Annotated in this window: 10 protein-coding genes; 6 read left to right on the top strand and 4 right to left on the bottom strand. The window is 58.9% G+C overall.

Annotated features, from left to right (window positions below; all coding sequences use genetic code 11):
* The first annotated feature begins 59 nt into the window (after positions 1–59).
* Positions 60–1,391 (top strand): Na+/H+ antiporter NhaA, encoded by a 1,332-nt coding sequence (gene nhaA / locus B6S09_RS06425; protein ID WP_094277676.1) that lies wholly within the window; start codon positions 60–62, stop codon positions 1,389–1,391.
* 62 nt (positions 1,392–1,453) lie between these two features.
* On the opposite strand, the gene B6S09_RS06420 is transcribed toward nhaA, so the two are convergent.
* The gene (locus B6S09_RS06420; protein ID WP_094277675.1) at positions 1,454–2,419 is read right to left on the bottom strand and encodes a LysR family transcriptional regulator; all 966 of its coding nucleotides are present in this window, start codon (positions 2,417–2,419) and stop codon (positions 1,454–1,456) included.
* 188 nt (positions 2,420–2,607) lie between these two features.
* Between B6S09_RS06420 and B6S09_RS06415 the strand changes: the two genes are divergently transcribed.
* The gene (locus tag B6S09_RS06415) at positions 2,608–3,546 is read left to right on the top strand and encodes a sodium-dependent bicarbonate transport family permease (RefSeq protein ID WP_243832751.1); all 939 of its coding nucleotides are present in this window, start codon (positions 2,608–2,610) and stop codon (positions 3,544–3,546) included.
* A 275-nt stretch (positions 3,547–3,821) separates the two neighbouring features.
* On the opposite strand, the gene B6S09_RS18525 is transcribed toward B6S09_RS06415, so the two are convergent.
* Complete coding sequence (locus tag B6S09_RS18525) at positions 3,822–3,953, bottom strand: putative transporter small subunit (RefSeq protein ID WP_211281087.1); 132 nt, start codon at positions 3,951–3,953, stop codon at positions 3,822–3,824.
* 1 nt (position 3,954) lies between these two features.
* Positions 3,955–5,634 (bottom strand): sodium:solute symporter family protein, encoded by a 1,680-nt coding sequence (locus tag B6S09_RS06410; RefSeq protein WP_243832752.1) that lies wholly within the window; start codon positions 5,632–5,634, stop codon positions 3,955–3,957.
* Between the two features lie 424 nt (positions 5,635–6,058).
* On the opposite strand from B6S09_RS06410, the gene purE reads away from it, so the two are divergent.
* Both purE and purK read left to right on the top strand, forming a co-directional pair.
* Positions 6,059–6,553 carry a 5-(carboxyamino)imidazole ribonucleotide mutase gene (gene purE / locus B6S09_RS06405; protein ID WP_094277673.1) on the top strand — a complete coding sequence of 165 codons (495 nt, stop codon included), beginning with the start codon at positions 6,059–6,061 and terminating at the stop codon, positions 6,551–6,553.
* Complete coding sequence (gene purK, locus B6S09_RS06400) at positions 6,550–7,617, top strand: 5-(carboxyamino)imidazole ribonucleotide synthase (protein WP_094277672.1); 1,068 nt, start codon at positions 6,550–6,552, stop codon at positions 7,615–7,617. The genes purE and purK overlap by 4 nt, the downstream gene beginning before the upstream one ends.
* A gap of 60 nt (positions 7,618–7,677) precedes the next feature.
* On the opposite strand, the gene B6S09_RS06395 is transcribed toward purK, so the two are convergent.
* The gene (locus tag B6S09_RS06395) at positions 7,678–7,899 is read right to left on the bottom strand and encodes a hypothetical protein (protein ID WP_094277671.1); all 222 of its coding nucleotides are present in this window, start codon (positions 7,897–7,899) and stop codon (positions 7,678–7,680) included.
* Positions 7,900–8,050: 151 nt separating this feature from the next.
* Between B6S09_RS06395 and B6S09_RS06390 the strand changes: the two genes are divergently transcribed.
* Both B6S09_RS06390 and B6S09_RS06385 read left to right on the top strand, forming a co-directional pair.
* Complete coding sequence (locus B6S09_RS06390; protein ID WP_094277670.1) at positions 8,051–9,148, top strand: efflux RND transporter periplasmic adaptor subunit; 1,098 nt, start codon at positions 8,051–8,053, stop codon at positions 9,146–9,148.
* Positions 9,145–12,207, top strand: a complete 3,063-nt coding sequence (locus B6S09_RS06385) for an efflux RND transporter permease subunit (protein WP_094277669.1) — start codon at positions 9,145–9,147, stop codon at positions 12,205–12,207. Before B6S09_RS06390 ends, B6S09_RS06385 begins: the two co-directional genes overlap by 4 nt.
* Positions 12,208–12,242 lie beyond the last annotated feature (35 nt).

The raw sequence follows: 12,242 nt of genomic DNA, 5'->3' as shown, positions 1-12,242 counted from the left end.
CATGACCGGCAATCCATCACCATGGCGGACGAGCCACGCCCCTGGCGGGGAGCCCCGTTATGAAGGTTGATTTGAAAGTATCCTCCAATACAACTCGGTTGCCCAAAGTACTGGTCGATCGGCTAACAAATCCCTTTGCTCGTTTTGTTCAGGTTGAGACAACCGCCGGGGCCATGTTGCTGCTGTTCACCCTGGCCGCGTTGGTGATTTCCAATTCGCCCTGGGCCGCTTCTTTTGAGCATTTTTGGGAGTTGCCGGTCGGCTTGACCGTCGGACCGGTTGCACTTGTTCGCTCCCTGCGTGAGTGGATTAACGATGGCCTGATGACGCTGTTCTTTTTTCTGGTGGCACTGGAGCTCAAGCGCGAGTGGGTGTTGGGAGAATTGAGCCGGCCACGAGTGGCGGCCTTGTCGGTCGCTGCCGCCTTGGGGGGGATGCTAGTGCCGGCGATTATCTATCTGTTTTTTCAATATGCCCAGCCCGGCCAGCCGGGCTGGGGCACCGTGATGGCGACCGATACGGCGTTTGTGATCGGTTGTCTGGCCCTGCTGGGCTCGCGTATTCCTCAAAGCTTGCGCATGTTTCTTCTGTCGTTGGCGATTGTGGACGATATTGGCGCCATTCTGGTGGTGGCCATCGGCTACAGCAGTGACATCGACTGGCTGCTGCTGGCCTTGGCCGGGCTGGGCCTGGTGGTGATCGGGTGCATGTCGAGACTCGGTATTCGCGGTTTTCCGCTTTATGTTCTGATGGGCGGGCTTATCTGGTTCGTGGTGGATGCCTCGGGGGTACATGCCACCATTACCGGGGTCATACTTGGCCTGATGACGCCCGCTCGTCGTTGGGTTAGCGACACGCGTTTGTACGCGATTCTGAGCCAGGTGGTGGCGCATCCCTCTGACAGCGAAGGCAGTGGGGGCGGACACACCAAGGACAGGGAGACCCTGAAGATGGCAGAAATGGCCGCTCGTGAAACCCTGTCGCCGGTAGAGCGGCTGGAAATGGCACTGCACCCTTGGGTGGGGTTTGTCATCATGCCCCTGTTTGCTTTTGCCAATGCCGGGCTGGCACTGTCCTTAAACCACCTAGGGGGGCCGGTGACACTGGCGGTGTTTATGGGGTTTGTGCTCGGCAAACCGACAGGAGTTTTGCTGTTCAGCTGGCTGGCGTTGCGGTTGCGCATTGCGATTTTGCCCCCCGGGCTCAGCTGGCCTCTGCTGGCTGGTGGAGGCTTGCTTGCCGGTATCGGTTTTACCATGGCGTTGTTCATCGCCGACATGGCGTTCGATCAGAGTCTGATCGACAGCGCCAAGCTGGGGATTTTTCTTGCTTCCGTGTGTTCGGCACTGGCGGGGCTGGCAGTGTTACGCTGGTGGCCAGCCCGGATTTAAATTTCTACCTTACATTCACATTACAGCGGTTTGCGAAAGCCAGAAGAGGCCAACCGTCATGTTCATGGCGACAGGTATGGAGCGTCGCTGCCGATATGGCCCAGCAGAGCAGCCAGATCGTTATGAATGTAACGCTCGTCCACGCAGCGGGCGAGGTGCTCGTTCACAAAGTGCACGAAGTTGGCGGCGGGGTAGGGCAGGCGACGGTTACCGTGGCACACCAGATACCAGTAACTGCCAAGGGGAAACTCGGTCAGCACCGGGCGGCCCAGCCGGTGTTCGCCTTCCGCCAGGGTGTGTTCGGACAGCACTGCCAGCCCCAGACCCTGCTCCACACTCATGCGAATGACTTCATTGCTCTCTATCTGCATCACCCGTTTCAGTTGCAGGTTGCGGCTGCGTAGCCATTCTTCGAATACCAGCCGGGTAGCACTGCCCGGCTCCCGTAGCAAAAAGCGCTCGTTGAGCAGTTCGGCAAAATTCACCGGTGGTTTCTTTACCGCCCAGTGATCCGGCGGCGTGATCATCACCAGCGGATTATGAATAAAACGGCCACTCAGGGTGTGCTCACCGGTGGGAGGATGGCTGAATAAATAAACATCGTCCTGCTGGTGGCGATGGCGTTCCAGAATATAGCCCCGGTTGCCGACACTGATGGAGACTTCCACCCCCGGAAACTGGCGGTTAAAGGGCCCCAGCAGGCGGGGCAAAATGTATTTGGCAGTGGTGACCACGCCAATGCTGAAGCTGCCCCGGGTGCCCTGGCGGGCGTCTTTCAGAAAGCCACCAAAGTCATCAAAGCGGGACAGGGCATCGAAGGCGGCGTGATAGAGCTCTGTGCCGATAAAGGTGGGCTTCATCTGGCTGTCCAGCAGTGGTTCACCCACTGCCTCAGCCAGCCGCTTGAGCTGTTGTGACACCGTGGGCTGGGTCAGATGCAGCTGGGCAGCGGCCCGGGATACCGAGCCCAGCCGCACCACAGCCACGTATACCTGTAGCAGGCGAAAGGTCAGGTGACGCACATTCATTGATGATTATCTATATATAGGTCAGTTAACATTTATTGGTAACTATAGCGCTGCCGGCGCACAATGTCCCCACTTGTCAAACCCGGTTTCGGCCGGCACTCGCTTACAGTCCGTTTTCCTTCCTGCCGGCAGACTTTGCGCTCTGCCGCAGGTCCGGCTGTGCGTGTGGCTAATCAAACAGAAGAGGAATGAATATGCCGGATATAGTGGTGGCGTTTTTTGCGCTGGGGGTTGTGGCGGGGCTGGCCCGCTCGGATCTGAAGGTGCCCAAGGCGGCTTACGATACCCTGGGCATTTTGCTGATGCTCACCATCGGTTTTAAGGGCGGTCTGGCGTTGCATGGCAATCTGCACTGGCAGCTGGTACCAGAGCTACTGGCGGTGGCCTCACTGGGGGTATTGATACCACTGCTGTCTTACCCGCTGGCACGCCGGTTGCTGCGCCTGGATCAGGCCAACAGCGCCAGTCTGGCTGCTCATTATGGGTCGGTGAGTGCCGGCACCTTTGCGGTCGCGCTGGCCTATGCTCAGACCCTGCAACTGGAAATCGCCCCGGAAACCACCCTTTATCTGGTACTGCTGGAATTGCCTGCCATTATCGTGGCTATCTCTCTGTACAAGCGGCTGGCGGGGCAGGGCGGCGCCAGCCGCAGTAGCAGCGTCTGGCATGAGGCGCTCACCAGCCGGGGTGTGGTATTGCTCACCGGCGGTGTGCTGATTGGTTACTTTTACGGTCCGGAGCGGGCGGCACCGGTGAGCGAGTTGTTTATTCATGCTTTCAAGGCGCTGCTGGCGCTGTTTTTGCTGGAAATGGGCCTGTGTGCTGCCAAGGCACTGACCCCCGTGCCCTGGAAGCGCTGGCCGGTGATGCTGTTTGCTCTGGTAGCGCCCCTGGCTTTGGCCTGCCTGGGCGCGCTGGCGGCCACGGTGCTCAACCTGCCGGCGGGCAGTGCCCTTATTCTGGTGGCACTGGTGGCCAGTGCCTCTTACATCGCAGCGCCGGCCGCCATCGGGGCTTCCATTGAAAAGGCCGATATCGGCCTGGCGATGCTGGCATCGCTGGCGGTGACCTTTCCTTTTAATGTGCTGGTGGGCATACCGCTTTACGCTCGCTGGTTGGCGGCTTAGGCAGCTTATCACGTGAAACCCCGCTGCCGCTTCGTTTAACTTGCTGAGTGGTTACCAAGTATTAACTGGCGACTCGTTGTTTTGCAGGGAGGACAAAGGGTAACTGCTTCGCTGTGTCCTTCGTGCCAAGGATGGCGCGACGGAGCCTACAGGGATGTATTCACGGCGTGTCGGAGAAGCAGTGTGCTTTGTCCGACGGTGCAGGGGCTTTCAATTACCTCCTGATCAAATAAAAAGCGGACCTTAAAGGTCCGCTTTTTGCTGTCCGCAGTGGCTTACACTAGCTCGCGGTTTTCCTTTTTGGCGGCGATCACGTCTTTCCATACGCCGCGGCAAATCTTGATCAGCACCCAGAGGGTGAGGGCGGGCCAGATCAGAATGTAGGCCCCCAGGGTCAGTTCGGTCATCTCAGGACTCCTTGGCAAGGTGAGTGGGTTGGACGGCAGCCGGGCCGGCATGCTCGGAACAGTCGTCGTAGTTGTCCACGCGCTGTTTAATCAGTTCAAAGTCAAACTTCTGGTTATCCAGCAGGCTCACCACCACACACACCAGGGTGCTGACGCCATAGGCCACCAGAGAAGACAGCAGCACGGTATATTCCCGCAAGAAGCCGGTGGAGAAATACATCAGCGCCAGACCGGAGATAATGCCGGCAATAAATCCAATGTGGCGGCCAAGGAAACCAAATGCCATCAGGCCGATGACCACACCACCGCCGATGCTGGCCAGCAGTTCAAACATCATGGCAACGGCACCGGTCATTTCCAGTAATTCAAAGCGGGCCACGCAGAACATGATCAGGGCGGCAATCACCGAGGAGGTAAAGGCAAGATTGGTCACCCGGTTCCAGAAGCAGCTGGCGATCACCGGGAACACAATGGCTCCCCAGAGCGCACCCACAAACACCAGCATCACCAGAATATCGAGGGAGAAGCTGGCAAAGATAATGCCCAGCATGGTGGCCACTACCATGGTCAACCGGCCGATAAACAGCATGCGTTTGGGGCAGGCCTTGCCCTTGGCAATGTTCTTGCCATACACGTCGGCCATGATGATGGCGGACAGGGCAGACAGATCCGAGTCGGCGGTGGACGACAGCGAGCCAATCACCAGAATAAAGAACAGACCAATAAACACCGGCGGCAGATAGCTGGACACCATTTGTGGGATCAGGTTGTTCATATCCCCGTCCAGCGGCTCAACACCGTTGCTCAGCGCCATCAGGCCAATCATGCCCAAGCCAATCACGATGGCCCCGTAACCCAGGGTAGCGGTCAGGAAGGTGGGTTTGATGTGTTTTTCGTTCACGGCAAACAAGCGCTGGGAAATGGTCTGGTTACCAATGGCATAGGCCAGCACTGCGACAAAGTAGGGTGCACCTTGGTGCAGAATGGCGTCGGTAGAGAACAGGTTGGCCTGTTCGGCGGTCAGATTGTCAAACCCGTTCATGACTTCGGCCGGGCCGCCCATGGCAAACAGCACGGCGGGAATGATCACCACGGCAATGGCCATCAGGGCAATCAGCTGGGCAAAATCGGTCAGTACGGAAGCGCGAAAACCCGACCACAGGGTGTAGCTGAGTACGCCCACACCGGCAATCATCACGCCGGTCTGGAATGACAACGGTGACAGCACTGACACCAGGGCCCCGGCAGCGGTGAAGTTCACCATCAGGCTGATAATGCTGCCCAGCAGGTTGGAAAAGGCCAGGATCAGCTGGCTGGAGGATCCATGCCGGGCATGAATAACTTCGCCCAGGGTATGGGCCCTGGGAGCCAGGGCACGAAAGCGGCGGCCAAAGGGGTAAATGAACAGGATCATCAGCGCGCCCCACAGGCCATAGTGCAGCGGGCCTGACACCCCGTAGGTGTAACCTGAGGTGGCGGCGGCGTAAAAGGAAGCCGCCCAGATCCAGGTGGCGGTCATGCTGGCTGCCCCCATGCCAAAACCCACGCTGTGGTTGGACACCATAAAGGCGTCGGTATCTTCCTGCTCTTTTTTGATGAAGGTGGTAATAAGGTAAGTACCGCCGTAGAAGGCGGCCAGCAGCAGTAATACAGTGGTGCTGGAAAATTGATAGAGTTCCAAGTTCCTCTCCCTGTCTTGTAGAAAACACAGACGTGCACGGGCAAACACGCCAAAGGCGGATTGCAGGTGCAGGTTGGACGACCTGGCTGACGGCAACGGACGTATGGAACCGGCTGGGGTTCAGAAAACAAGTTGACGGTTTGTTTTGCGGTGAAGCGAGGCGCTTCTTAAAGACGTTGGCGTTAGCCTGGTATTGTGCGGTCGACGGCACGGATGCGTGCGTCAGGGTAAAGCTTCTATAGCGCCCATCATAAGGCGTTCACCTCCTTGAAAATTATACGCTTAAGCTTGAACGGCCCATACCTTAACGACTAGGTCAGGTATTGTCCACCCTTTCACTGGCCGCAAAACCGTGCTTTCGGTATAATCCGCGCTCCCCCAGATCCACCAGATATATGCTGAACGTTGTTGAACAGGAGTAGTCATGCAAGCAAAAGTTGCCGTCATCATGGGCTCAAAGAGTGATTGGCCCACCATGCAGGGCGCTGCAGAGATCATGGACAAGCTGCAGGTACCCTACACAGTGGAAGTGGTGTCGGCGCACCGCACCCCTGACAAGTTGATGGAATTCGGTGAAAAGGCCGTGGAGCGTGGTTACCAGGTCATCATCGGCGGTGCTGGCGGCGCTGCCCACCTGCCGGGCATGGTGGCGGCCAAAACCCGCCTGCCAGTGCTAGGCGTGCCGGTACAGAGCAAGGCCCTGAGCGGCCTCGACAGCTTGCTGTCCATCGTGCAGATGCCCAAGGGCGTGGCCGTGGGCACCCTGGCCATCGGCACCGCCGGTGCCTTCAACGCCGGCCTGCTGGCTTGCCAGATGCTGGCCAACCACGACGCCGAACTGGCCGAGCGGCTGGAAAGCTTCCGCAAGGAACAGACCGATACCGTACTGGGCAATCCCGATCCGCGGGAGGATGCATGAGCCGTATCTGGGTACTGGGTGCCGGCCAGCTGGGCCAGATGCTGAAACATGCGGGCATGCCCCTCGACCTGGATGTGCGTCCGGTTGATATTGAATCCGAAGAAACCTTTCCGCTGCAGTCCCATGAAAAGGTGACCGCCGAGCGTGAGCAATGGCCTGAGACCGCGGCTACCCGCCAGCTGTCGGCCCACCCGGCGTTTGTTAACCTTAATACTTTTCCCGTGCTGGCCGATCGTTATACTCAGAAATCACTGATCGACAAGCTGGAGCTGGCCACTGCGCCCTGGCAACTGGTAGAAAATGATACCAGCGCCGAGGATCTGCACGCAGCCCTGGGTGAGCGGGTGCTGCTCAAGCGCCGTACCGGTGGCTACGACGGCCGTGGCCAGCACTGGCTGCGTGAGCCGGGCCAGGATGCCATTCCCGATGACTGGCACACTCAGGCCATTGCCGAGCAGGCCATCGACTTTGATGAAGAAGTGTCCGTTGTGGGTATGCGCGGTGAAGACGGTCAGTGCTACTTTTATCCGCTGACCCTGAACCTGCATGTTAACGGCATTCTACTGGGCTCGGTGTCGCCGCTGGCGCGGCTGGCTCACCTGCAGGACGAGGCCGAGCGCATGCTCGGCACCCTGATGAACGATCTCGACTATGTGGGTGTGATGGCGATGGAGTGCTTCCGTGTCGGTGATCACCTGCTGATCAACGAACTGGCCCCCCGCGTGCACAACAGTGGTCACTGGACTCAGGCTGGTGCCAATATCAGCCAGTTTGAGGCGCACCTGCGTGCCGTCGCTGGCCTGCCGCTGATTGCCCCGACCGTGAAGAATACCAGCGTCATGGTTAACCTGGTGGGTACCGAGCGCAACAACGACTGGCTGTCGGTGCCCGGTGCCGAGTTGTACTGGTATGGCAAGGAAGTGCGCCCGGGGCGCAAGGTCGGGCATATTAACTTTTGCCTGAGCCACCCTGCCGCGACCCAGGCCGCACTCGACCAACTGGAGCCCATGTTGCCTGCGAGCTATGGCATTGTGCTCGACTGGCTGCGCAGTCAGCTGAACTGAGTACAGCAACAAACCCGGTTAAGGCCCCGCTTCTGCGGGGCTTTTTATTGGAGCTTGGCGCTACACCAGCGGTTGCCTCATTCGGTCCTGCGCGATAAGGCGAGTCACGTAGGCAATTTTGAATAATGCGGCAGTCAGTACCAGCGTTAGGTGCATAAAAACGGTGGCACCGACCGGCAATGACCGTTCACCCAGCCAGGCGATGCTGAGTGAGCCGCAGAACAGCACCAGAAACACCACCATGGAACGATTGGCCAGGGCCAGCAAACGTTGATTACTCATAGGTGGTTAACCAGATATCTATTTGTGTGCACACGACGCCTGACTGACTTCCCAGTCAATAACTGTGCTGATTTTTTGAACTGTATCAAGGCTGTCTGAGCCATGATCAACTTGATATGCTGAGAGATAACGCGGGATGAACGGAAATAACATGGCATCAACGGCTTGGCGTAAGCGGGTAACCAGTAATAAAAAGCTGGTTTGGGGAGGGGCGGTGCTGGCAGTGGTGCTGTTCTGGCTGTGGCGGGGCACGCTTTATCAGGCTGCCGAGCAGGCACCTGAAGCGGCGGCTGGCACCTCCGTGCCAAGTCCGGCAGTGACGGTGCAGGTGCAAAATATGCACGCCGGGCCTTATCAGCCTCTGCTGAAGGTGCAGGGGCAGCTGCAGGCCCTGCATCATGTTGTGGTGCGGGCCCGTACCGAGGGGGTGGTGGAGCAACTGGCAGTATTGGGGCAAGCGGTTGCGGAAGGCGATAAGCTGCTGACTCTCAGCATTGATGATCGCCGGGCCAGTCTGGTCCGTGCTGAGGCGGAGCGGGCCTTGCGGGCAGCCGAGCTGCAAGCCGCCGAACGTCTGCAGCAAAAAGGCCTGATTGCCGCCACCGAGCTGCTGATGCGCCGCTCCGCCGATGCCCAGGCGGCCGCGGCCCTGACCCAGGCCAGGCTGGCACTGGATGACAGCCGGCCCATTGCACCTTTTGTCGGTATCGTTGATGTCCGTCATGTCGAAGCAGGAGACTATGTGGTTGCCGGCGATGCCTTGCTGACCCTGGTTAATGCTGACGAACTGAAACTGACGGCCTATGTGCCTCAGCAGCAAGTAGCCGGCCTGAGGCCGGGACTGCCGGTCACTGCCAGCTCGCTGGATGGTCGTGAGCTGGCAGGAACGCTGACCTTTGTGGCGGTTGCCGCCGATGCGGATACCCGCAGTTTTGCGGTGGAGGCCCGCTTTTCCAATCCGCAGGCGTGGCGTCTGGCAGGGGCCAGTGCCGAGCTGAACATCAGTCTGCCGGTGCGGCCGGCCCATCGTCTGTCTCCGTCGCTGCTGGCGCTGGATGAGCAGGGGCGCACCGGTGTGTATGTGGTGGATACGCAAAACCGGCTGCAATTGCTTCCGCTGACCGTACTGGCCATTACCCCGGATGAAGCCTGGGTGACCGGCCTGCCTGATCAGCTCAGAGTGGTCACCCGGGGGGCTGGCTTTGCCGGTATCGGTGACGCGGTGATGGTGCAGGAGACGGCGCAATGAGGACCCTGATCCGGGCTGCCGTTTATCGCAGTCGCGCTACGCTGTTCGCCTTTATTTTATTGCTGGCAGGGGGAGTGGGCGCGTATCTGGTGATCCCGAAAGAAGCCAATCCGGATGTCACCATTCCCATGATGTATGTGTCCATGGCACTGGAGGGCATCAGCCCGGAAGACGGAGAGCGGCTGCTGGTCCGGCCCATGGAGCAGGAGCTGCGCACCCTGGAAGGGGTGAAAAAAATGACCTCCACCGCCAGTGAAGGTCATGCCTCCGTGATGCTGGAATTCGATGCTGGTTTTGATCCGAAACTGGCACTGCAGGAAGTGCGTGAAAAAGTAGACTCGGCGCGGAGCGAGTTGCCTCAGGAAGCGGATGAGCCGATAGTGCATGAGATCAACGTGGCGTTGTTTCCGGTGCTGTCGGTGGCGCTGTCGGGTCCGCTTGCGGAAAGCGAGCTGGTGATGATTGCCCGCAGGCTGAAAGACGAAATTGAAGGCATTGCCGAAGTGCTGGAAGTGGACATTGGCGGCGATCGGGAAGACTTGCTCGAAATCCTGGTCGATCCACAGGTGCTCGACAGTTACGGCATTGACTATACGCAACTGTTTAATCTGGTCTCCCGCAACAACCGGCTGGTGGCTGCAGGCAGTCTGGACACGGGAGCCGGCCGCATGGCCATTAAGGTGCCCGGCGTTATCGAGGATCTGGATGATGTGCTGGGCCTGCCACTCCGGGTCAGTGGCGACAGAGTGGTGACCTTTGGCGATGTGGCCACTATCCGTCGTACCTTCAAGGATCCGGCGGGCTTTGCCCGTATTAATGGTCAGCCGGGTCTGGTGCTGGAGGTAAGCAAGCGCGCCGGTGCCAATATTATTCAGACCATTGAGCAGGTCAAGACACTGCTGGCTCAGGCACAGCCCTTGCTGCCCGCCGGCGTGGAAATTGACTATATCATGGATCAATCCACCCAGATTGAGACCATGCTGTCGGATCTGCTTAACAATGTGCTGACCGCCGTGGTGCTGGTGCTCATTCTTATTCTTGCCACCATGGGCGTACGCTCGGCGGTGATGGTAGGGCTGACCATTCCCGGGGCCTTTTTTGCCGGTATCCTGATCATCTGGGGTATTGGCTTTACCATGAACATTATCGTGCTGTTTGCGCTGATCCTGGTGGCGGGCATGCTGGTGGACGGGGCCATTGTCGTGAGCGAGCTGGCGGATCGCTATCTGCATGAAGGTCAGTCGACCAAAGAAGCCTGGATCAATGCGGCACACCGTATGAGCTGGCCAGTGATCGCTTCTACCATTACCACGCTGGCGGTGTTTATGCCGTTGCTGTTCTGGCCAGGTGTGGTCGGGCAGTTTATGCAATATCTGCCTGCCACTGTCATTATCTGCCTACTGGCATCGCTGGCCATGGCGCTGGTGTTTCTGCCCACCATGGGAGGGCTGGGCCGGGAGGGCCGTCAGCCCAGAACTCCGGTCGTGGTACCCGGTCTGGCGTACTACCGCAGACTGCTGGCCTGGTTGTTGCGCCGACCGGGGCTGACGCTGCTGGGCACATTGGGGCTGATTGCCCTTATTTATGCCGGTTATAGCCGCTTTAACCACGGAGTGGAGTTTTTCCCAGATATCGAGCCAGACAGTGCCCAGTTGCAGGTACGGGCCAGAGGGGATTTGTCTGTCTATGAAAAGGATGCGTTGCTGCGGGAAGTGGAAAGCCGGCTGACCGGGCTGACCGAGGTGAAGGCGCTTTATGCCCGAAGTTTTGCCATGGCGGATGGCCAGATGGGCAGTGATGTGATTGGCGTGTTGCAGTTTCAGTTTATTGACTGGTATCTACGCCGCCCTGCCAGAGCCATCCGGGAAACCATGCTGGCGCGTACCGCTGACATTCCCGGTGTTGTGCTGGAGTTTCGTGAGCAGCAGATGGGGCCTGGAGGCGGCAAGCCAGTGGAAATCCGCTTGTCAGGCAACGACGATCAACAATTGGGGCTGGCGACAGAGCAGTTGCGCAGCGCCATGAGTCAGCTCGGCGGTTTTACGGATATTGAGGATGATCGCAGCCTGCCGGGCATTGAATGGCGGCTGGAGGTGAACAGAGAGGCCGCCGCGCGGATGGGGGCGGATGTGCTCAGTGTGGGCAATGCGGTACAACTGGTGACCAATGGTCTGCGCCTGGCCAGCTACCGGCCGGAAGATGCCAGCGATGAGGTGGATATTCGTGTGCGTCTGCCTCGCCACTGGCGCTCGGTAGATCAGCTTTCCCGTCTCACGCTTCATACCCCCCGTGGTCAGGTACCTCTGAGCGAGTTTGTGGCCCTGACTCCGGCCCCCAAGGTGGGCACCTTGCACCGGGTTAATGGCCGGCGCACCGTTACCGTCAGGGCCGATATTGCCGAGGGTTTCCGGCTGGACGAACGGCTTGGTGCCCTGCAGCAAAGCGGCGTGGAGTTGCCCGAGGGGGTGGTGTTAACGCTGGCCGGGGAAAATGCAGATCAGCGGGAAGCTGCGGCATTCCTGAGCACCGCCTTTGTGGTGGCCATTTTACTGATGACGCTGATTCTGGTCACCCAGTTCAACAGCCTGTATCAGACCGCACTGGTGCTCTCGGCCATCGTGTTTTCTACCGCCGGTGTACTGATGGGGCTGTTGCTGAATGGCCAGTCTTTTGGGGTGGTGATGGTGGGCATGGGCATTATTGCGCTGGCAGGTATTGTCGTGAACAACAACATTGTGCTGATCGATACCTTTAACCAGTTGCGGGCCGATGGCATGAGCCCGGCACAAGCCGCGCTGGAAACCGGCTGTCTGCGCTTGCGGCCGGTGTTGCTGACGGCCATTACCACCATACTGGGGCTGATGCCCATGGTGTTGGGGGTGAATGTGGATTTGCCGGCTCCGGCACTGGGCATCGGTGCTCCCTCTACGCAGTGGTGGACTCAGCTGTCCAGCGCCATTGCCGGCGGACTGGCCTTTGCCACCTTGCTCACACTGCTGCTCACTCCCTGTATGCTGGTACTGAGGGCGGAGCGGAAGCCCTCTTCGAGGGAACGTTAAGCGGTCAGCTCCACGGATGGGCTTGAAGCGTGTCG

The sequence above is a fragment of the Oceanimonas baumannii genome (assembly GCF_002245495.1).
GTDB classification, from domain to species: domain Bacteria; phylum Pseudomonadota; class Gammaproteobacteria; order Enterobacterales; family Aeromonadaceae; genus Oceanimonas; species Oceanimonas baumannii.
Note: the sequence above shows the minus strand (reverse complement) of the source record. Positions and strands in the feature narration are given on the sequence as shown.

Bases quoted from the DNA above. Each gene is read 5' to 3' on its own strand.
- nhaA (WP_094277676.1), top strand. From the start codon at position 60: ATGAAGGTTGATTTGAAAGTATCCTCCAATACAACTCGGTTGCCCAAA.
- B6S09_RS06420 (WP_094277675.1), bottom strand. From the start codon at position 2,419: ATGAATGTGCGTCACCTGACCTTTCGCCTGCTACAGGTATACGTGGCT.
- B6S09_RS06415 (WP_243832751.1), top strand. From the start codon at position 2,608: ATGAATATGCCGGATATAGTGGTGGCGTTTTTTGCGCTGGGGGTTGTG.
- B6S09_RS18525 (WP_211281087.1), bottom strand. From the start codon at position 3,953: ATGACCGAACTGACCCTGGGGGCCTACATTCTGATCTGGCCCGCCCTC.
- purE (WP_094277673.1), top strand. From the start codon at position 6,059: ATGCAAGCAAAAGTTGCCGTCATCATGGGCTCAAAGAGTGATTGGCCC.
- purK (WP_094277672.1), top strand. From the start codon at position 6,550: ATGAGCCGTATCTGGGTACTGGGTGCCGGCCAGCTGGGCCAGATGCTG.
- B6S09_RS06395 (WP_094277671.1), bottom strand. From the start codon at position 7,899: ATGAGTAATCAACGTTTGCTGGCCCTGGCCAATCGTTCCATGGTGGTG.
- B6S09_RS06390 (WP_094277670.1), top strand. From the start codon at position 8,051: ATGGCATCAACGGCTTGGCGTAAGCGGGTAACCAGTAATAAAAAGCTG.
- B6S09_RS06385 (WP_094277669.1), top strand. From the start codon at position 9,145: ATGAGGACCCTGATCCGGGCTGCCGTTTATCGCAGTCGCGCTACGCTG.